This is a genomic window from Bacillus cereus group sp. Sample62, assembly GCF_036851315.1.
GTDB lineage: Bacteria > Bacillota > Bacilli > Bacillales > Bacillaceae_G > Bacillus_A > Bacillus_A wiedmannii.
Genome location: NZ_JAFLPK010000001.1, coordinates 4,768,173 through 4,787,482, shown reverse-complemented (window position 1 = coordinate 4,787,482; position 19,310 = coordinate 4,768,173). Strand labels below are relative to the sequence as shown.

Genomic DNA, 19,310 nt, shown 5'->3' with positions numbered 1-19,310 from the left:
TTTTTCACAACCTTAACCGTTTAGAGTCAAATTTTTTAATGTTATTGACAGCATATTTTTTAGAAACATATATAAATACTCCACTGATTGAAATATAAAAGATTACATATGCAGAAAAAATGTAAAACATCACTTGTACTGGAATTTGCATAAATAATAAAAAGTATAGAAAATATAATAATGGTAAAACTAATATTTTTCTTGGTATTGCTTGAATTTTATTAATAAGCTCCTCTTCTTCTGTAGAACCCACATCCATATAAGTAATATAATCTGTTTTAATTAGAAATGTAGTAGCCCACATCTGAACTATAGGTACCAATCTAAATGTAATAAATATTATAACTATCCCAAAAGTATATGTAGTATTTACAAGCATCATATATATAGTAACCATCAACAAACATATTGTAGGAATAATCATTAAAGTATACATTAGCGAAATTTTACTTCTATATAATGGGAGTATGCCTGTTCCAGAAAAACGAAACAGTATGATTTTTTCTTTTATTGCACCTAATAAAAATAATTGAGGATACTCTGTTCTTAATTCAAAACAATGATTAAACATAATCAACAATAATAACGCCATATATAATAAATATTCTAAGGCACTATCTTGTGACGATTGAAATAAGTTAACAAAAATACCCATATAAAATAAAGATTCATATGTAAAGAAAATCATTTGGAAGAATTTAGGAGAAATTAAAAACCTTTCTCTTTCCAATAATTTAATTTCAAATTCCAAAATATCATCTTTAAATATTTTTCTATTAAATAATGAATATAATTTTGAGAAATAATACAGTAAATCTTTTTTATTTCTTAGTGAAACTATAAATCTATTTAGTAAAGGTTTACTTTTTATAAATAGCACAAGAACTATACATAATAATAAAATCAAACTAATATACGGTGAGAAAATGATATAATCACAAATTGACTTCGATAAGAATAATATTTTATTCATACTGTCTTTTAAGGGATTAATAATAGAATAAAAAAACTCTTGTGTAACTTTTTCTGCATAATCTTCATCCATTAAAATCTTAGACGTAACAATACGTTCACGTACTACATAAAATGGCTGTTTTAAAATATCTACTAATTTATAACCTAAGAAAAAAAAGAGACATGAAAATACAGCATAAAATAAAAAGCGAATTGCCCCTATTGGTTTTTGAATTTTACTAATAAAATAGGAAGTCGAAATTTTATTAACTAAAGTAAATATTAATATTAGTAGTAATATACAATTTATAAGTGAAAGAATTGAATATACAAATCCTTTTAAATACATGTTCAATATCAACAATAGAGATAGACTACTAATATTTCCAAACAAAGCCCATAGTAAAGAAGAAAGCATATTTAAATTGTAGATTTTCTCCATAGGAAAAAGACTATATATGTATATATCAGACTTTAATATTGCTGTTTCTTTATATGAAATAATTGATTTTATAAAGCAAGAAATTATGAGAAAACCAACATTTGCATATGAAATATTCCACATATACTTCTCATTAAATAAAACGTTTGAAATATAAAACATAAAAATCCCTATGGATATTTTAAGTAACATACTACAAAGAATTAAATTTCTAATAGATATACGTTTGGTAAAAGAAAATCTATTTAATATTGCAGAATATTGAGTTGTAAATTTCAATTTAAAATCTATTGATAGAAGTTTTAATATATTCACAACTACCTCCATTATTTCTTTATAATTTAATTTAAGAAAGAGACTGAATATTAATATCCAGTCTCTTTCTTAATTTAAAATAAATTAGTAAGCAATTGCAGCTTTCTTACCTTTTTCTTTAGCTAGATCCGTAAGGTATTTTCTAATACCTTGTGCTCCAGCTGCAGCAACAAGAGATGCTCCACCTGTTCCAAGAGAACCGATTAAAGCAACAAGAGATACGCCCCAAGAGATATAGTCAAGCCACGCAAAAACTTGTGCAGCTGCAACAGTAGATAAATTGAATTCCTTCACTAAATTCATTTCAGGTAGAATTCCTAATAAGAATGCATATGAAGCCAATAACGCACCACCTACTGCAAGTAAAGCACCAAAGCTGACTGCTCTTCCTTTAACTGAATATGTCATAATATCGCCTCCTTCCATGACCCAATAGTAATATTTATATTCCAAAATTAAAATAATTTTCTAATTAATTAATCAGATTAAATAATATTTTCTAATTAATTAATCAGATTAAATAATATTTTCTGATAATGACAAATTTGTATAAATATTCTATCTATTTATTTATATGGTGATAGGATCTAATATCCTATAAAATATGGATTTATGTTCCTTTGTATTGTATTTACATTCATTTAAATGTATATTAATTCTTATTAAAATCTCATAATCTAATTATATGTAATATTGCATATTAATTCTGATTATTTTTCATGTTATATTATTTTATTGCCATGTGTTTAGTGGTATTTAATTTTGAAAGGAGAAAGATTATGTTATCAAATACAGTTCGTACTCCAAACAAGAAGAAGAAATGGATTATTATCGGGGTTATTGCACTAATTGTCATTGTGGCAGCAGTCAATATTTTTGTTATGCAAGGTAAGAAGAAAGGAACAGCGAAGACGGATACTGTAAGTTTTGAGAGAGTAACAGAGCGAAAGCTTAATAATACGAAGTTAATTTCTGGTCAGGTGAAACCAGGGAATATTGAAAGTTTCTATGCGGATCCGACTAAAGGAAAAGTGAAAGATATTGCAGTGAAAGAAGGACAAGAGGTAGAAAAGGGAACTAAATTATTCTCTTATGATAATGAAGAAATTAATTTACAGGTGAAACAAGCTGAGCTTGATCAGAAGATGGCTGATATGCGTTATGACCAAGGGAAAAAGAAGATTGATTCATTGAAGAAAGAAATTAAGAAGGCGAAAGATGGCGGAGCTGGGAAAGAAGTAACAGATCCGATGGAAGAGCAAGTAAGTGAGTTAGAGATGGCGCAAAAGACAACTGATCTTGAGAAAGAAAAAGGGAAGTTGCAGAAAGAAGAGTTAAGTAAAAAGCAGAAAGAGCTTACGATTTATAGTAATTTTACTGGTGTCGTTCAAAAGTTAGATAAAGATGCGGCGCAAAGTTCATCTCAAGCGTTAGGTGGTCAAGGGAAAGCATTTTTACAAGTGGCGTCTAAAGAACCATTCCAAATTCAAGGGACGTTAACTGAGCTTCAAAAGTCACAAATTCAATCAGATCAAACATTTACTGTAACTGCGAAAGCAAATAATAAGAAGAAGTGGACAGGTAAAATTACAGAGGTAAGTGAATTCCCAACGAGTGCAGAGATGGCTCAAGCTGGTGGTATGGGTGAAGCGACTCAAAATATGTCCCAATATACATATAAAGCAAGTCTTGATAGTCAAGATGGTTTATCTCCAGGTTATCATGTTTCATTGCAAGTAAATTTAGAGAATAAGACGATGATTGCTGTTCCAACTAAGAGCATTGTAGAAAAAGGCGATGATGCATTTGTTTATGTTGAGGATAAAGGAAAGCTTCGTAAACAAAATGTGAAAAAAGGTTCTACTGATGGAGAATGGACAGAAATTACTGAAGGCGCAACAGTGGGGCAAAAGGTGGTTAAAAATCCTTCCGACGACGTGTATGACGGAATGGAAGTGAAAGAGAAATGATTACGTTAAATAATATTGCTAAAACGTATTATCAAGGAAAGTTGGCAGTGCCGATCTTACATGATATTAGTTTAACAATTCAAAGCGGTGAGTTCGTTTCGATTATGGGACCGTCTGGTTCTGGTAAATCAACGCTTATGAATATTATCGGTTGTTTAGATCGTCCAACAGAAGGCGAATATATGCTGAATGATGTGAATATCTTAACAGCAGACGAGTCAAAGCTTGCTTTAATTCGTAATGAATATATCGGCTTTGTATTCCAGCATTTTAATTTACTGCCGCGTCTCTCTGCGGTGGAAAATGTTGAACTTCCGCTCGTATACGGTGGCGTGAAGAAAGCAGAACGTCGTAAGCGTGCCTTAGAGGCGTTAGGTAAAGTTGGATTAGCGGACCGCGTACATCATTTACCGAATGAATTATCAGGTGGACAGAAGCAACGTGTAGCGATTGCAAGAGCGATTGCGAATAATCCAACGTTCATTATGGCCGATGAGCCGACTGGTGCGCTAGATACGAAGTCTGGTGAGCAAGTTATGGATATTTTTACGAAGCTTAATGCAGAAGGTACGACAATTGTTATGGTTACGCATGAAGAGGAAGTAGCGGCTTATTCGTCTCGCCGCATTGTACTGCGAGACGGGAAAGTTACAGAAGATAGAAGGTGTGCGGTATGAGTTTATTAGATAGCATAAAGATTGCCGCCTCTTCTATTTTAGCTCATAAATTACGCTCAGCATTAACGATGCTTGGTATTATTATCGGGGTAGGTTCAATTATCACTGTTGTAGCGATTGGACAAGGAGGAGAAGCTGCCTTAAAATCACAATTTGTTGGATCAGGTAATCAAACAGTTCCCATTCATTATAGTCCTGATATAAACGATCCTTTTGGTATGGATATTCCTGAAGCACCAAAAATAACTGAAGAAGATATTTTTGAAATCAAGAAGATTCCAGAAATTGCACATATCGTAACAACAAATTCAAGTATGGAGTCTCTTGATATTGAAGATACAAAAGAAATGGTGAATATTACAGGATTAGACAATGAGTATTTCACAGTAAATAAAGTAAAAGTACTTAAAGGACGTTCGCTGCAAGAATCAGATGTTGATCAAGGGAATAATGTTGTCATGATTAGTAAACAAATGGAAGATAAAGTGTTTAAAGATGTGAATCCAGTTGGTAAAATCATTGAAATGAAAGGCCAACCGATGCAAATTATTGGTGTCTATAAATCAGACAATGAATTTATGGGAATGGGATCCTCAGAGGCACTCATTCCGATCTCATTATGGCCGACACTGTATGGAAAAGATGAAATTCAAAATATTTCTGTTCAAGCAAAAAATGTAGATAACTTAGAAAAAGCAGGTAAAAAAGCTGCAGATGTCTTAAACAGTCGTAAACCGAGTGATGCAGCTGGTAAATACGAAGTTATGAATTTAAAAGAACTTCAAGAAGGTATTTCAAAGATGACCGGTATTATGACAATGATCATTGGCGGCATCGCGGGTATTTCACTAGTCGTTGGTGGTATTGGTGTTATGAACATCATGCTCGTATCTGTAACAGAGCGTACACGTGAAATTGGGGTACGTAAAGCACTTGGCGCAACACGTAGTAAAATTTTATTACAGTTTTTAATTGAAGCAGTTATGTTAACGCTTCTTGGCGGTTTAATTGGTATTGGTCTTGGATATGGCGGGGCATATATCGTTTCGACATTTGCGAAATGGCCACCGCTTGTTTCATGGGAAGTTGTTGTTGGAGGCGTATTGTTCTCCATGACACTCGGTATTATTTTCGGACTAATTCCAGCGAATAAAGCTGCAAAATTAGATCCGATTGAAGCACTTCGTTACGAATAGTTTACTAGTGTAGTAGAGATATGTCTCTCTACTACATATACATATTGTTCTAGTAGGCGGTTGATAGCAGCCTTTAAAAAATGTGAACCGCCCGTTAGAACAAGTTATATAATATAGAAGGAGGCGCTATATATGGAAGCAAATATTAACATACAAGATGTAGGTGCGAAAAAGCCATCACTATTTGGAATGATTACATCTCCTGGATTACAGTTTGAAAGAATGAAAACAAGTAAGAAGGTTTGGGGTGTATTCTTTTTAGTAGCACTGTTACAAGGACTCCTGGGTGGTTTAAGTGCGTATGTTATGTATACATCACCTGAGATGGTTAAAATGAAAAAAGAATTGGGTGAACTCGCTGGACAAAGTTCACTTACATCAGAAGTTATTTCTGGAATTGGATCCAGCTTTGCAGGTGCAATGATTGGAACACTATTTATAGCAGCTATTTATAAAATATTTATGATGTTCTTTGGTAATGATACGCCTTACAAAACTTTATTGAATATTGTAGTTTATACAAATATTGTCCTTATCATTGGTGGCCTTATTAATACAATTTTAAGTCTAATCTTTGATAGTGGAACGACTCAGTATACTAGTTTAGGGTTATTATTTAAGGAAGGTACATTTGCATACGGAATTGGTAATACAATTGAAATATTCTATGTATGGAATTTAGTTCTAATTTGGCTCGGATTACACATTACAGCTGGATTAAGTAAGGTGAAAGCATCAATTCCCATTATTGTTCTATTCATTATTAAAGCGGTATTCTTAGCGGCAATTTTGGTATTAATAGCGAAATTTTTACCTGGGATGCCGTTGTAAATAAATTCTGTTCATTATGAAAAAATCAGTAATAGATTTGCAACATTATTAACCGGTTCCTTAACATACAAGGTACCGGTTAATTTATGTCTAAAATGTGTCTAAACGTACAATTTTCTTTTTTTGATATGGTGACCCCATGCCCATCAACTTAAGAATTTTCACTACCCCCAAGTGACAAAAAACGTTATTCTTTCTAAAAAGCTAGCTAGAAAGGGTGACATTTTTTATGAATCTTTCGATTCAAGATGAATTACAACTATTTTCTGAAGAACTGTATCGTCATTTAACCCCTTCTCTTTTGGAAGAACTCGCAAAAGAATTAGGTTTTGTAAAAAGAAAACGAAAGTTTTCTGGAAATGAATTAGCTACCATATGTATTTGGGTAAGTCAACGTACAGCGAGTGACTCGCTTGTTCGACTATGCAGTCAATTACATGCGGCCACAGGCACTCTTATGAGTCCAGAAGGACTCAATAAACGCTTTGATAAAAAAGCGGTTGAATTTTTGAAATATATTTTTTCGGCATTATGGAAAAGTAAAATCTGTGAAACATCGGCCATTTCAAGCGCGGCGCTCACGTATTTTCAACGAATTCGTATTTTAGATGCGACGATTTTCCAAGTACCAAAACATTTAGCCCATGTATATCCTGGATCAGGTGGTTGTGCACAAACAGCGGGTATCAAGATTCAATTAGAATATGACTTACATAGCGGACAGTTTCTAAACTTTCAGATAGGTCCAGGAAAAAATAATGATAAGACCTTTGGAACAGAATGCTTAGACACATTACGTCCAAGCGATTTATGTATCCGTGATTTAGGTTATTTTTCATTAGAAGACTTAGATCAAATGGATCAACGAGGTGCTTATTATATATCCAGATTAAAATTAAACCATACCGTGTATGTAAAAAATCCGTTTCCAGAATACTTTCGAAACGGAACCGTAAAAAAGCAATCACAGTATATCCAAGTTGATTTAGAACATATTATGAACAATTTAAAACCCGGTCAAACATACGAAATAAAAGAAGCTTACATTGGAAAGAATCAAAAACTATTCACACGTGTAATTATCTATCGTTTAACAGACAAACAGATACAGGAACGTAGAAAAAAACAAAGTTACACTGAAAGTAAAAAGGGTATTACATTTTCAGAAAAGAGTAAACGATTAACGGGTATCAACATATATGTCTCAAATACGCCTGAAGGAGTTGTTCCGATGGAACAAATACATGACTTTTACTCCCTTCGCTGGCAAATAGAAATTATTTTTAAAACGTGGAAATCCTTATTTCAAATTCATCATTGGCAAACTATCAAAAAAGAGCGATTAGAATGTCATGTGTATGGAAGACTTATTGCCATCTTTATCTGTTCTTCTACGATGTTTAAGATGCGTAAACTTCTTTTGCAAAAGAACAAAAGAGAATTAAGTGAATATAAAGCCATTGGGATGATTCAAGATCATGTATCGCTGTTATATCAAGCGATACAGAGAAACACCCAAAATCTAACAAAGATTTTAATCCGTTTGTTCGACCTCCTACAGAAGAATGGACGGAAATCTCATCGATATGAGAAGAAAACTATCTTTGATATTATGGGTGTTGTCTATGAGTATAATGGGTTTGGAAAACAAAAGAAAGCTGCATAATTTTTAAAATGAAACTCGTTAGAGTTTATTTGGTGTGTGTACTTTTCAATACCAAAAGTACATTACGTGTTTTTTAGTTTGTTTGAACGAAAGTTCATTTTGTTTTCGTTCTTAAGTTGATGGGCATGTATGGTGACCCCTATATGTCAATAAATATATAATAAATATTTTTCCAGTTGTAACAAATATGACGAAAATGGAATATAACAATTCACAAAAAGGACAAGAACTTTGCTCAATATTTCACAAAGTATCCATGGTTTATATCGTGGGAATCTCTATAATTAGGAGTGTAAAGAACAAAAGAAATAGATTATATGATCAATTAGGAGAGATTGCTATGAAAAGAAATACAAGAAAAATTGCAATTATCGGTACTGGATTAGTTGGATCAAGTTGTGCATATTCAATTGTAAATCAAGGCATTTGCGAAGAACTATTATTAATTGATATAAATCATGAACGTGCAGTTGGGGAAGCGATGGATTTATCACACTGCATTAACTTTACAAATACAAGAACGAAAGTATATGCAGGAAGCTATGAAGACTGCAAAGATATGGACATCGTTATTATTACAGCAGGACCAGCACCAAAACCTGGACAAAGTCGCTTAGATACTTTAGGAGCGAGTGCGAAGATTATGGAAAGTATTGTTGGCGGCGTAATGGAAAGTGGATTTGATGGCATTTTCTTACTCGCATCGAACCCAGTTGACATTATTACATATCAAGTGTGGAAGCTATCTGGATTACCTAGAAATCGTGTGATCGGTACTGGTACATCACTAGATTCTTCTCGCTTAAGAACAATTTTATCTGAAATGTTACATGTAGATCCTCGTAGTATTCATGGGTATTCATTAGGAGAACATGGTGATTCTCAAATGGTTGCTTGGTCTCACGTAACTGTTGGTGGAAAGCCAATTCTACAAATTTTAGAAGAGAAAAAAGACCAATTTGGTGAAATAGATTTAGATGAAATTGTTGAGAAGACTGCAAAATCTGGATGGGAAATTTATAAACGAAAAGGTACTACTTATTACGGAATCGGAAACTCTCTAGCTAATATTGCGAGTTCAATCTTTAACGATGATCACCGTGTGATTGCTGTATCAGCCATTTTAGATGGGGAGTACGGTGAATATGATATTTGTACAGGAGTGCCAGCTATTATTACTAGAGATGGTATGAAAGAAGTTGTAGAACTAAACTTAACAGAGGATGAAGAATCTCGATTCGCAAAATCAAACGATATTTTACGTGATTATATGAAAACAATTGGTTACTAACTTATAGGAGAAGGTGAAACAAATGAAGGAATATATAATGTCTCGTGTATTTAAAGCATCAGCTGGAATCGCACAAGGTATTTTCGTATCCCTTGGAATTGGTTTACTAATCGAAAATATAGGAAGAATTGTTGATATTCCATTGCTTATTACAATCGGAGTTGTTGCAAAATCACTTATGGCACCAGCCATTGGTGCTGGAATTGCTTTTATGCTTGGTGCAAATGGTCTTGTAATCTTCTCGGCTATGGTAGCTGGAGCGATTGGTGCCGGATCCATTTCAATTACTGAAGCAGGTCTAATCATTAAAACAGGTGAGCCAATCGGTGCATTATTAACAGCAACTTTAGCTGTATATATTGGTAAACGTTTAAGTGGAAAAACTGCGTTAGATATGATGCTCGTTCCATTTGCGGCCATATTAGGTTCTGGTTTAGTTGGTATTTGGTTATCTCATAATATTACTCCTGTTTTAAATACAGTTGGAGCATTCATTAAAGATAGCTCAGCTGGTAGCCCATTTATCGCTTCTATCGTCATTGCAGTCGTTTGGGGACTATTACTTATCTCTCCAGCTTCATCAGCTGCGTTAGCGATCGCACTTAGCTTAGACGGTGTTGCAGGTGGTGCTGCTCTTGCCGGATGCGTTGCTCAGTTTATCGGATTCTCTGTTATCTCAGCGAAAGAAAATAATTTAGGTGGCATATTAGCTCAGGCGCTTTGTACTCCGAAAGTACAGTTGCCAAATATTACTAAAAATCCAATGATTCTCGTCCCAACTGTCGTCGCCAGTGCTATAGTTGGTCCTGTATCCGCATTAATTTTCCAACTGGAAGCAGGAAAAGAAATTGCAGGTCTTGGATTAAGCTCTCTTATCGCACCAATTAATTTAATTTCTAGCGAAGGATGGGAAGTTGTCCCAGCGATGGTCATCACTTATATCATCATTCCAGTAGCTGTTTCTTATATACTTTACATTGCTCTTAAAAAAGCAGGTCGTATTCATTCTGGTGATATGACTGTACCGCAATCTTAAATTGAACATCTCCTTTTATATAGAGAAAAGCAGACTGGAAGCCACAGTCTGCTTTTTACATTTTGTGATTTTGTTTTACTGGAACACGTACCGTTTCTTTTGCTAATAAAAGCTGCACGCCGAAGTAAAGTATGCTTGCAAGCGTCATTCCAGAAATAGCGTCTACAAATGCGTGTTGCTTCGTAAATAGCGTTGATAAAATAATAAGCGTACCGAAGAACATAAGGATATAATATTCAAAAGCATGTTGTTCTCTACGTTTAAAGGCAGCTAGCATAATGACAAAGGTAGTAAGAACGTGAATGCTAGGGAAACAGTTTACCGGTTGATCGATACTATAAATATAGCGGACTAGTTCGGAAAATACGTCTGATCCAACGACTGTTGGACGTGGTACAGTTGTCTGCCAAAAATAATAAATAGAAAAACAAGCAAGTTTTCCAAGAATTACACTACTTAAAGTAACATAATATTGTTTTCGATCAGCAAAGCAATAATAAATAAGTGCGCCGTATAAGTATGGAAACCAAAGTAAATAAGGAATAATAAATGCTTTCACAAATGGAATCCAATCATCTACTACAGTTGTGACATCTACTGCGTGTACAGTAGATTTATTTAATACATCGTAAAGGGGACTTACGAGTACGAGTAGAAGTATATAACTTAACGGAAAAAAAGATGAAAGTTTAAATTTCTTCATGATAATCTCCTATGTGTAGTAATGTACGTAAATTCAATTGATTATAATATAGAAACGTCATTTGAGCTATCGATTTTACTTACATTTTCTTGAATTAACCTTACGTTTTCGTCACTTGACTTAAAAGAAGGGGAGGGTGCTAAATGAAGCGTTTATCGTATTTCTTATTTTTTATATTGATATGCCTAGTGAGTGCTGGGTGTGCAAAGGATAAAGAAGGAGAGAAATTAGAATATAACGGAAGAGCACTCGTAATTGGAGTTGTTGGAGAAAAGCCGAAAGATACGTTTAGGAATATAAAGTTTGAGGAAATAAAGTTAGAGGAACTGGAAAAGAAATCTAAGGAAGTGGATGGTTTCTTAATAATGAAAGATTACTTTCAAGAAGCCTCAACAGAGCAGTATAAAAATGTATTTTCATCGCTAAAGAAACCAGTGTTTTTTATCGGTTTGCAAGATAAATCATATTCAACGTTTATTACAAAAGGGATAGAGTATAACAGTGCACGAAAAGATGTAAATGCTATGTATACGCAAGGGTTTGCAAATATTGGAAGTGGTGAAGGACAACAATGGGCAGTTGGTTTATCAAATGGTGGAAATACTGAAGAAAGCATTCATAATATGTATATCGTAGTATTTCGAACAATTGCAGATTATTTAAGTCGATGATGAAGGAGCCTGTAAAAGGGTCCTTTTTATGTTTAATCAAACGTTTGTTTAAGATGTATGTTCGGTAAGAAAGAATTGGTACAGCTCAAGGGTGAACAGAGAAAAATAGGGAATTAATCAAACGTTTGTTTAAGGTATATGTTCGGTAGAAAGAAACCAATGCAGTTCAAAGGATAATATAGAAAATAAGAAATTAAATAAACGTTTGTTTAAGATATATGTTCGATGCAGAATGAGAGAAGAATCTAAAAAAATTTATATATTTATTTTTTCTTAACAAATGGCGGAAAAATAAGAAAAATTTGCAGGATTATTAAAAATTATCACGAAATAAGTAAAAGTTTAGCGAATAATCGTTTGAAATAATAAAACGTTTTCTATATGATAAAGGTAAAGGTTAGTAAAAAAGTAGGTGAATTTATGACAGTAACATTTTATTCATATCCAAAGTGTGGCACATGTCAAAAAGCAAAGAAATGGTTTGAGGCAAACGATGTAGCATATGAGATGATTCATATTGTTGAAAATCCACCGTCAAAAGAAGATGTACGTAATTTACATGAAAAAAGTGAATTACCATTGAAAAAATTCTTTAATACAAGTGGAATGCGTTACCGTGAACTTGGTCTGAAAGATAAGTTGAAAGATGCAAGCGAAGACGAAATGTACGAGCTTTTAGCATCTGATGGCATGTTGATTAAGCGTCCAATTGTAACAGATGGAACGAATGTAACACTTGGTTTTAACGAAGAGCAGTTTGAAAGTGTGTGGAAAAAGTACCAATAAGGTATTTTTACATAATTAATACATTCACTGGAGGTACAGTCATGAGCATTCCAAATAATTTACGTTACTCTGAAGAACACGAATGGGTAAAAACTGAAGGTAATGAAGTTGTTATCGGTATTACTCACTTTGCACAAGGTGAGCTAGGCGATATCGTATTCGTTGAACTTCCTGAAGTAGGTGCAACAATCGAAGCTGACGAGCCATTCGGAAGCGTAGAATCTGTTAAAACAGTTTCTGAGTTATACGCACCTGTAAGCGGTAAAGTTGTAGCAGTAAACGAAGAATTAAGTGACCAACCAGAACTTGTTAACGAATCTCCATATGAGGGTGCATGGATGGTTAAAGTTGAACTTTCTGATGCAAGCCAAGTTGAGAAGTTATTAACTGCAGAAAAATATGCAGAAATGACAAACCAAGACTAATTATAGTCGACTAAAGGACAGCCTTTGTGCTGTCCTTTTTTATTTTGTGTAAAATAATGAATGTAGAATCATATACTAATTATCGTGTAGGAGAACGTTTTTTGAAAAAATTTTTCATTTAAGTTTTTCGTTGTCCAGCTCCAGCGGCTAAATTGTTCGGTGGCTTCGCTTCTTCCTGCGAGGCAAAAGCACCTTTACGTCAGAAGCTCCATCCCCCTTACAATCTGAACGAGCCGCTTGCGCTTTTCTTTTGCAAAAATAAACAGGAAACAACATGAAAATAACGAATATACTATATACTAAGTTAAAGGTTATATAGTATATGGTGATCGGGTGATGACATATGATTTATGTGGAAAAAGTCATTATTGTAGAAGGTAAATCAGATAGAAGAAAGATTGAATCTATTATTCGTGAACCGGTGGAAATTGTTTGTACAAATGGTACAATTGGTTTGTCGAAAATGGATGAGCTCATTGATCAGTTTTTTGATAAGGAAGTGTATGTGCTAGTGGATGCTGATGATGCTGGAGAAAAGTTAAGGAAACAGTTTCGAAAAGAATTTCCGCAAGCAGAGCATATTTATATTGATCGCTCGTACCGAGAAGTGGCAACTGCGCCATCTTCACACTTAGCAAATGTATTATGGGGAGCTGACATTGACGTTTATACAGAATATTTACGGTAAGGAATGATAGAAGTGATTGATTGGACAGGAGCCGAAGCTACAGCCCTAATAGAGAACGAAGAAAAAACAGTGTTATATGTATATACTCCAATGTGTGGAACATGCCAATTAGCAAAAAAGATGTTAACAGTCGTTGAGATGACAATTGAAGACTTGAAAATTGGAATGTTAGATTTAAATTATGCTCCGCATTTAGCGAAAGAGTATGGAATCGAAAGTGTACCGTGTTTACTTGTTTTTGAAAATGGGACACTCATGAAGAAGATATATGCATTTCATTCGGTTGAATATTTATATACGGAATTAAAGTAGGCGGCAAAGTTTTTGCCGCCTCGACATATTTCTCGGGAAATATGTCGAGATGCAGGGTGATTACAGTATTTGTCGAGCGAAAGTAACAGGATTGCTCTTTAGTGAGAGGGAATGGTATGTGTAATAGAAAGTGATATGAAGGATGTGATTTAGGATGAAATTATATTCTTTGCTGCAATCATTTGTAAATTACGCTAATGGTCAATATCATTTAGAGCCGCTTTTAAGACAAGGAGAAAAAACTGTTAATTTCCGCTTTGGAGATGAAAGTTGTTCGCTACAAATTTCAAGAGATTATATAGAGCTGCTACATGAGGAACGAGGAACAGAGCAAATCGTTTGTTTAGATGAGGAAGATGTAAAACAATTGGTGAACGGCAATGTACGATTGCAAATGTTAATGAACGATGGACGTGTACAATATTCGGGAACGTATCGAACGATGCTATTAGTTGAATCGATGTTTCATATATGTAAGCCGATGTCAGTGGGTGCTTAAAAGTCTGAAGTTTCTTTTTTTACGAAAATTTCTGTTGACATGGCGTATGGATATTGATACAATTCAATTCATAAAATATAGACAATTTCATAAATTACAAATCAGACGAAAATGTAATCTGATTTCTCTTATCAAGAGAGGTGGAGGGACTGTGCCCTGTGAAGCCCGGCAACCGTCAACTTATGTTGAAATGGTGCCAATTCCTGCAAAGCAAATGCTTTGAGAGATGAGAGAGAGGGATAATGTTGTTATATACGCATATAAACCTTTCTGCTTCTCTAAAAGCGGAAAGGTTTTTTTGTTGTTTGAATGTGGAGGACATTCAAATAATAAAAGTAGTGTTAACGGTGGACTACACGCATTAAACATAAAAAATTGCGGAGTCGATCTAAACAAAAAAAGGGGTGATACACCATGATTTTATTAGAGAATGTAAAGAAAATATATAAAGCAAAAAGCGGTGATGTCACTGCTGTAGATAATGCCAATTTAAAAATAGACAAAGGTGAAATATTTGGTGTTATCGGATATAGTGGTGCTGGGAAAAGTTCTTTAATCAGATTATTCAATCAGTTAGAGAAACCAACTTCTGGCCAAATTACAATTGCAAATCGTGTGATTTCAGCAATTACAGGGAGTGAACTTCGTAAGGCAAGGCAAGAAATCGGAATGATTTTTCAGCACTTCAACTTACTTTGGTCACGAACTGTACGCGAGAATATCGAGTTCCCACTTGAAATTGCAGGTGTTGATAAGGCGAAGAGAAGAAAACGAGTGGATGAGTTAATTCATCTTGTTGGATTAGAAGGAAGAGGAGACGCGTATCCATCTCAGCTAAGCGGAGGACAAAAGCAACGTGTTGGGATTGCGAGAGCATTAGCTAACAACCCACAAGTACTTTTATGTGATGAAGCAACATCAGCTCTTGATCCAGAAACGACAGATCAAATTTTAGATTTATTATTAGATATTAATAAGCGTCTCGGCTTAACAATTGTGCTCATTACACACGAGATGCACGTGATTCGAAAGATTTGTAATCGTGTTGCGGTAATGGAGAAAGGAAAGATTGTAGAAACAGGTCCAGTACTTGATGTATTCCGCAATCCACAGAAAGACATTACAAAGCGATTTGTACAGCAGTTAACGGATTCTGAAGATACAAATGAAACGATTGAAAGTTTAATTGAAAAGTATCCAGATGGTAAAGTAGTTCGTTTGCAGTTTATCGGTGAAGCTGTAGAAAGACCAGTACTTCAAAGATTGATGCAACGCAGTGATATAGAAGTTAGCATTTTGCAAGGAAATATCGCACAAACGAATAACGGCTCTTACGGTAGTTTAGTTGTTCATTTAAATGGTGAGGAAACAGCGATTCAGCAAGCAATAGAGGGAATACATCAAGATCAAGTAGAGCTGGAGGTGATTGCACATGGATAAGTTAATCGCAAATGTTGATTGGAATCAAATGTTAGAAGCAACTGGTGAAACGTTATATATGACGGCAATCGCAGCTCTTGCCACATTTGTATTAGGATTAATTTTAGGATTGTTACTCTTTATGACAGCGAAAGATAATTTATGGGAAAACAAAGCGGTTAACACGGGGATTGGAGCGTTCGTAAACATTTTCCGCTCGATACCGTTCATCATTTTAATCATTTTATTAATCCCATTCACAAAGATTCTGCTTGGAACAATTCTTGGAGCGAGTGCAGCACTTCCAGCTTTAATTATTGGAGCGGCACCATTTTACGCGAGAATGGTTGAAATTGCGCTTCGTGAAATTGATAAAGGTGTAATTGAAGCTTCAAAAGCAATGGGAGCAAAAACAAGCACAATTATTTTGAAAGTGTTAATTCCAGAATCGTTACCAGCATTAGTATCTGGTATTACTGTTACGACAATTGCTTTAGTAGGCTATACAGCGATGGCGGGAGTTGTTGGTGCTGGTGGCCTTGGAACACTTGCTTATTTAGAAGGATTCCAGCGAGGAAATAACGATGTAACAATCGTTGCGACAATTTGTGTATTACTAGTTGTATTTTTCATTCAGTGGATTGGTGATAGTTTAACGACTCGAATAGATAAACGATAATAAAAAATGGGAGGATATTTCAAATGAAAAAATTATTACTTACAGCACTTATTTCAACTTCAATTTTTGGGTTAGCTGCTTGTGGCGGGAAAGATAAAGATGAAAAGAAACTTGTTGTTGGTGCTTCTAACGTACCGCACGCTGAGATTTTAGAAAAGGCAAAACCGTTACTTGAGAAAAAAGGAATTGAATTAGAAGTGAAAAAATTCCAAGATTACGTGTTGCCAAATAAAGCGTTAGCGGATAAGGAGCTAGACGCTAACTATTTCCAGCACATTCCGTATTTAGAAAAAGAAATTAAAGATAAAAAGTATGACTTTGAAGTAGCAGGAAAAATTCATTTAGAGCCAATTGGTGTATACTCTCAAAAATATAAGAGCTTAAAAGAGCTTCCAGACGGAGCGACAATTATTATGAGTAATTCAGTTGCTGACCATGGACGTGGTTTAGCAATTTTACAAAAAGAAGGTATTTTAAAAATTAAAGACGGAGTAGATCCGGTTAAAGCAACTCCGAAAGATATCTCAGATAATCCGAAAAACTTAAAGTTCAAAACGGATATTGAGCCTGGTTTATTACCACAGGTGTATAACAATAAGGAAGGCGACGCTGTTTTAATTAACTCGAACTATGCAATTGATGCGAAGTTAAACCCAGAAAAAGATGCAATTGCCATTGAAGGAAATGATTCACCGTACGCAAACGTAGTAGCTGTTCGTAAAGGTGATAAAGATAAGAAAGAGATTAAAGCTCTTGTAGAAGTATTACATTCAAAAGAAATTGAAGACTTTATTACTAAAGAATATAAAGGGGCAGTTGTTCCTGTAAAAGAATAATTGCTGAAAAAGGGCTGGTGTATGCCGGTCCTTTTTTACTACATAACTATAGGGAGAAGGGGACGTCATATGAAAAAGATTCTACTGTCAGTTGTTACAGCGCTGTCTGTATTTACATTAGCTGCTTGCGGAGGGAAAGATGAAAATAAACTTGTCGTTGGAGCTTCTAACGTGCCGCACGCTGTTATTTTAGAGAAGGCACAGCCGATATTAGAGAAAAAAGGTATTAAGTTAGAGATTAAAAAATTCCAAGATTATGTGTTGCCTAATAAAGCATTAGCGGATAAGGAAATTGATGCGAACTACTTCCAGCACATTCCTTACTTAGATAAAGAAATTCAAGAAAAGGGATATAAAATTGTAAACGCAGGAAAAATCCATTTAGAGCCAATGGGCATTTATTCTAAGAAATATAAAAGTTTAAAAGAACTTCCAGATGGCGGAACAGTTATTATGAGTAATAACGTAGCGGAGCGTGGCCGTATGCTCGCATTGTTACAAAAAGGCGGCGTTATTAAATTAAAAGACGGTGTAGATGTTGTTAAAGCAACAGTAAAAGATGTTGTAGAAAATCCGAAAAACTTAAAGTTTAAAACAGATGTAGAGCCTGGATTGTCACCAAAGCTATATGAAAATAATGAAGGTGATGCTTTATTCATTAATTCAAACTATGCAATTGATGCGAAATTAAATCCAAAAAAGGATGCAATTGCGATTGAAGGATCAGACTCTCCGTACGCAAATATTATTGCAGTTCGTAAAGGTGACGAGAAGAAAAAAGAAATTAAAGAGCTAGTAGAAGTACTGCATTCAAAAGAAATTCAAGATTTTATTAATAAAGAATATAAAGGTGCTGTACTGCCAGTAAGTGAATAAATATGAAGGAAAGGACTGGTAATTTCCCAGTCCTTTTTTCTTTATATAAATAAGAAGAAAGGTGTATCATAGAAAGGTGAAAAGGAAATACTTATATACATTTGTGAAAAAATTGTTACTTTTTTTCGTCGTTTGCGATATCATTTTATTTGATATAAGATTAGAATGAGAATAAAATGAGAATATGAACGTTTTAGGAATTTTTAAAATGTATATATAGGATTAATGGAGGTATTGAGATGGCTGGTTCTACATTAACGGTTAAAGACTTACACGTATCAATTGATGGCAAAGAAATTTTAAAAGGTGTAAACCTTGAAGTAAAAGGTGGAGAAATCCACGCAATTATGGGACCTAACGGAACAGGTAAATCAACTTTATCTTCTGCGATTATGGGTCACCCAAAATATGAAGTAACAGAAGGTAGCATCATCATCGACGGTGAAGATGTATTAGAAATGGAAGTAGACGAGCGCGCACAAGCAGGTCTATTCCTAGCAATGCAATATCCAAGTGAAATTAGCGGAGTAACAAACGCTGACTTCTTACGTTCTGCAATTAATGCACGTCGTGAAGAGGGCGATGAAATTTCTCTTATGAAATTTATCCGTACATTAGATAAAAACATGGAATTCCTAGAAATGGATCCAGAAATGGCACAACGTTACTTAAACGAAGGTTTCTCTGGTGGAGAGAAAAAACGTAACGAAATTCTTCAATTAATGATGATTGAGCCAAAAATCGCAATCTTAGATGAAATCGACTCAGGTCTTGATATCGATGCATTAAAAGTTGTATCTAAAGGTATTAACCAAATGCGCGGCGAAGATTTCGGTTGCCTAATGATTACGCATTACCAACGTTTATTAAACTACATCACTCCAGACTTCGTTCACGTTATGATGAACGGTCGTATCGTTAAATCTGGTGGCCCTGAGCTTGCACAACGTCTAGAAGCTGAAGGTTACGACTGGATTAAAAAAGAATTAGGTATTGAAGACGAAACAACAGAGCAAGAAGCGTAAGAGAGGAGCATAA

The 19,310-nt window shown here is 34.5% G+C and carries 21 protein-coding genes and 1 riboswitch; of the genes, 18 read left to right on the top strand and 3 right to left on the bottom strand.

All coding sequences use genetic code 11. The annotated features are described in order from the left end of the window. Positions 1-4 precede the first annotated feature (4 nt). Together J0835_RS24625 and J0835_RS24620 are read right to left on the bottom strand one after the other, a co-directional pair. The gene (locus J0835_RS24625) at positions 5-1,711 is read right to left on the bottom strand and encodes a hypothetical protein (protein WP_087982872.1); all 1,707 of its coding nucleotides are present in this window, start codon (positions 1,709-1,711) and stop codon (positions 5-7) included. Between the two features lie 84 nt (positions 1,712-1,795). Next, a complete protein-coding gene (locus J0835_RS24620) occupies positions 1,796-2,119 on the bottom strand; it encodes a circular bacteriocin, circularin A/uberolysin family (RefSeq protein ID WP_016106960.1) in 324 nt (107 codons plus the stop codon). A gap of 371 nt (positions 2,120-2,490) precedes the next feature. On the opposite strand from J0835_RS24620, the gene J0835_RS24615 reads away from it, so the two are divergent. From J0835_RS24615 to J0835_RS24585, 7 genes are all read left to right on the top strand, one after another. Continuing rightward, entirely contained in the window at positions 2,491-3,681 is a 1,191-nt protein-coding gene (locus J0835_RS24615; protein WP_333728176.1) for an efflux RND transporter periplasmic adaptor subunit, read from the top strand. Next, entirely contained in the window at positions 3,678-4,358 is a 681-nt protein-coding gene (locus J0835_RS24610; RefSeq protein WP_086408090.1) for an ABC transporter ATP-binding protein, read from the top strand. Before J0835_RS24615 ends, J0835_RS24610 begins: the two co-directional genes overlap by 4 nt. Continuing rightward, a complete protein-coding gene (locus J0835_RS24605) occupies positions 4,355-5,554 on the top strand; it encodes an ABC transporter permease (RefSeq protein WP_144537848.1) in 1,200 nt (399 codons plus the stop codon). The genes J0835_RS24610 and J0835_RS24605 overlap by 4 nt, the downstream gene beginning before the upstream one ends. 132 nt (positions 5,555-5,686) lie before the next feature. Further along, on the top strand, positions 5,687-6,385 hold the full coding sequence (locus tag J0835_RS24600) for a Yip1 family protein (RefSeq protein ID WP_087982866.1): 699 nt from the start codon (positions 5,687-5,689) through the stop codon (positions 6,383-6,385). Positions 6,386-6,614: 229 nt separating this feature from the next. Further along, positions 6,615-8,051: an IS4 family transposase gene (locus J0835_RS24595; protein ID WP_001053964.1), complete on the top strand. Its 1,437-nt coding sequence runs from the start codon at positions 6,615-6,617 to the stop codon at positions 8,049-8,051. Between the two features lie 340 nt (positions 8,052-8,391). Then, positions 8,392-9,342, top strand: a complete 951-nt coding sequence (locus tag J0835_RS24590) for an L-lactate dehydrogenase (RefSeq protein WP_442893512.1) — start codon at positions 8,392-8,394, stop codon at positions 9,340-9,342. Between the two features lie 22 nt (positions 9,343-9,364). Beyond that, the gene (locus J0835_RS24585) at positions 9,365-10,378 is read left to right on the top strand and encodes a PTS transporter subunit IIC (RefSeq protein WP_000666176.1); all 1,014 of its coding nucleotides are present in this window, start codon (positions 9,365-9,367) and stop codon (positions 10,376-10,378) included. Positions 10,379-10,433: 55 nt separating this feature from the next. On the opposite strand, the gene J0835_RS24580 is transcribed toward J0835_RS24585, so the two are convergent. Continuing rightward, positions 10,434-11,081, bottom strand: coding sequence for a phosphatase PAP2 family protein (locus tag J0835_RS24580; RefSeq protein WP_087982862.1), 648 nt, complete (start codon positions 11,079-11,081; stop codon positions 10,434-10,436). A gap of 143 nt (positions 11,082-11,224) precedes the next feature. Here J0835_RS24580 and J0835_RS24575 point away from each other — a divergent pair, with 143 nt between their 5' ends. The 11 genes from J0835_RS24575 (at position 11,225) to sufC (ending at position 19,297) form a co-directional block, all read left to right on the top strand. Then, positions 11,225-11,752 carry a hypothetical protein gene (locus J0835_RS24575; protein ID WP_087982860.1) on the top strand — a complete coding sequence of 176 codons (528 nt, stop codon included), beginning with the start codon at positions 11,225-11,227 and terminating at the stop codon, positions 11,750-11,752. Between the two features lie 420 nt (positions 11,753-12,172). Continuing rightward, the gene (locus J0835_RS24570; protein WP_087982858.1) at positions 12,173-12,538 is read left to right on the top strand and encodes an arsenate reductase family protein; all 366 of its coding nucleotides are present in this window, start codon (positions 12,173-12,175) and stop codon (positions 12,536-12,538) included. Between the two features lie 41 nt (positions 12,539-12,579). After that, the gene (gene gcvH, locus J0835_RS24565) at positions 12,580-12,963 is read left to right on the top strand and encodes a glycine cleavage system protein GcvH (RefSeq protein ID WP_000026896.1); all 384 of its coding nucleotides are present in this window, start codon (positions 12,580-12,582) and stop codon (positions 12,961-12,963) included. 343 nt (positions 12,964-13,306) lie between these two features. Continuing rightward, positions 13,307-13,651 carry a toprim domain-containing protein gene (locus tag J0835_RS24560; protein ID WP_000640866.1) on the top strand — a complete coding sequence of 115 codons (345 nt, stop codon included), beginning with the start codon at positions 13,307-13,309 and terminating at the stop codon, positions 13,649-13,651. Positions 13,652-13,654: 3 nt separating this feature from the next. Continuing rightward, on the top strand, positions 13,655-13,963 hold the full coding sequence (locus J0835_RS24555; protein ID WP_002008881.1) for a thioredoxin family protein: 309 nt from the start codon (positions 13,655-13,657) through the stop codon (positions 13,961-13,963). A 154-nt stretch (positions 13,964-14,117) separates the two neighbouring features. Next, positions 14,118-14,462, top strand: a complete 345-nt coding sequence (locus J0835_RS24550; protein ID WP_000781215.1) for a hypothetical protein — start codon at positions 14,118-14,120, stop codon at positions 14,460-14,462. Positions 14,463-14,587: 125 nt separating this feature from the next. Further along, positions 14,588-14,695: riboswitch (SAM riboswitch) on the top strand. Between the two features lie 181 nt (positions 14,696-14,876). Beyond that, positions 14,877-15,902 (top strand): methionine ABC transporter ATP-binding protein, encoded by a 1,026-nt coding sequence (locus J0835_RS24545; RefSeq protein WP_000601756.1) that lies wholly within the window; start codon positions 14,877-14,879, stop codon positions 15,900-15,902. After that, complete coding sequence (locus J0835_RS24540) at positions 15,895-16,560, top strand: methionine ABC transporter permease (RefSeq protein ID WP_000359328.1); 666 nt, start codon at positions 15,895-15,897, stop codon at positions 16,558-16,560. The genes J0835_RS24545 and J0835_RS24540 overlap by 8 nt, the downstream gene beginning before the upstream one ends. Positions 16,561-16,583: 23 nt before the next feature. Then, complete coding sequence (gene metQ / locus J0835_RS24535; protein WP_087982854.1) at positions 16,584-17,396, top strand: methionine ABC transporter substrate-binding lipoprotein MetQ; 813 nt, start codon at positions 16,584-16,586, stop codon at positions 17,394-17,396. A gap of 69 nt (positions 17,397-17,465) precedes the next feature. Beyond that, positions 17,466-18,272: a methionine ABC transporter substrate-binding lipoprotein MetQ gene (metQ, locus tag J0835_RS24530; protein WP_087982852.1), complete on the top strand. Its 807-nt coding sequence runs from the start codon at positions 17,466-17,468 to the stop codon at positions 18,270-18,272. 239 nt (positions 18,273-18,511) lie between these two features. Further along, positions 18,512-19,297, top strand: coding sequence for a Fe-S cluster assembly ATPase SufC (gene sufC / locus J0835_RS24525; RefSeq protein WP_087982850.1), 786 nt, complete (start codon positions 18,512-18,514; stop codon positions 19,295-19,297). Positions 19,298-19,310: the final 13 nt, after the last annotated feature.